Annotated in this window: 1 protein-coding gene; it reads left to right on the forward strand. The window is 65.7% G+C overall.

All coding sequences use genetic code 11. The features are described 5' to 3' along the window. Positions 1–129 precede the first annotated feature (129 nt). A complete protein-coding gene (locus HRL41_RS11875; protein ID WP_172137200.1) occupies positions 130–1386 on the forward strand; it encodes an IS30 family transposase in 1257 nt (418 codons plus the stop codon). The last annotated feature ends 205 nt before the right edge of the window (positions 1387–1591 follow it).

Here is a 1591-nt window from a genome sequence, read left to right on the forward strand (position 1 = left end):
CGTTAATTTTCATTGCCAGCCGAACACCTGCTCATTTTCGACATCTTTTCTCACACTCAGCCGAACGCGTACGGTTGAGTGCGGAGGCCGCAGCGACCCCGCAGCGGCCCAGCCGATGAAAGGAGGTCGATGACGAGCATGGCTTCTAAGGGCTACGACAGGCTCACCAAGGCCGATAGGCGCGCCATAGAGGCGGGCGTTCGCGCGCGGAAGGGATGTCGGGAGATCGCGGCGTCCATAGGCCGCTCCCCTTCCACCGTCACAGAGGAGGTGCGGCGCAACAGGACCTGGGCGCACAAGGACTGCAAGGGCATGCGGGCGGTCACCATCCCCGAGCAGCAGAGACGATGCGAGCGCCTCGTGCGCTGGCCGTGGGTGTGCAACGGATGCTTCACCTTCCCCCGCGCATGCGGCAGACGCCACCGATGCGAGTACTCCGCCATCTTCGCCCAGGCGCTCGCCGACGAGACGCTCTCGAGCTCGAGGCGCGGCATCAACGCCCGGGAGGAGGACTTCGAGAGGATCGCCTTCACGACAAGAGACGACGTCTCCCGCGGGATGTCGCCCGAGCAGATCTGCATGGCGCATCCCCACCTGGGGCTCGCCCCCTCCACGCTCTACCGTTGGATAGAGCGCGGCTACCTCGGAATGTCGAACCTGGACCTGCGCCGCAAGGTCGGCTACAAGCCTCGCAAGGGGCAGGGCGCCCCCAAGCCCACCTCCCACGGCCCCGAACGCTCCTATGCCGCCTTCTGCGCTCTGGGCGAGGAGGCGTGCGGGAGGGCGTGCGAGATGGACACCGTCATGGGCCGCGCCTCCGACACGAGGTGCCTTCTCACGCTGCTGCTCAGGCCGTGTCGGCTGCAGCTGACGATGCTGCTCGAGGAGAAGAGCTCGAGCGAGGTCGTCCGCGCCCTCGATGCGCTGGAGCGCGCTTTGGGCCGAACCGTGTTCTCCCGCCTGTTCGACCCCATCCTCACCGACAACGGACCGGAGTTCGCCGATACCGAGGGGATGGAAAGATCGCTCTCGGAAGGCGCGCGCACGCACGTGTTCTACTGCGACGTGCGGGCCTCGCAGCAGAAGGGACGATGCGAGCGCAACCACGTGGAGCTGCGAAAGCTCCTCCCGAAAGGGCGCGGCATCGTCTTCGACGAGCTCGATCGGGCCGATTGCGCGGTCGTGATGTCGCACCTGAACTCAGAGCCGAGACCTTCGCTTCTGGGGATGTCGCCGCTTTCGATGCTGAGAGCGGCCGATCCCGAGGCGCACGAAGCGCTCTGCTGCGCCCTCGGAATGGCCGAGCTTCCCTACGGGGAGGTCGGCATGACCCTCGACGCCGTCAACCGCGAGAGGGAAGCGAGGGGAGCGCGGCCTTTGGGTTAGGCCGACGAGGAAACACGAGTCTCGGAAGAGGCCGTTCGGCTGACCTTGGAGGTGCGCCCGGCGGCCATGGCGAAGCTATGCCTCCAGAGTCATCCGAACAGGAAAAGATCCCGATAGGTCGCCCGCAGAACACCGTCATCGCGTTCGGCTAACCATGGAACGCGCAGGTCGAGGGAAGGTGTTCGGCTGACTTCGCAAATCAACC

It is taken from the genome of Adlercreutzia sp. ZJ473, assembly GCF_013185065.1.
Taxonomy (GTDB): Bacteria; Actinomycetota; Coriobacteriia; order Coriobacteriales; family Eggerthellaceae; genus CAAEEV01.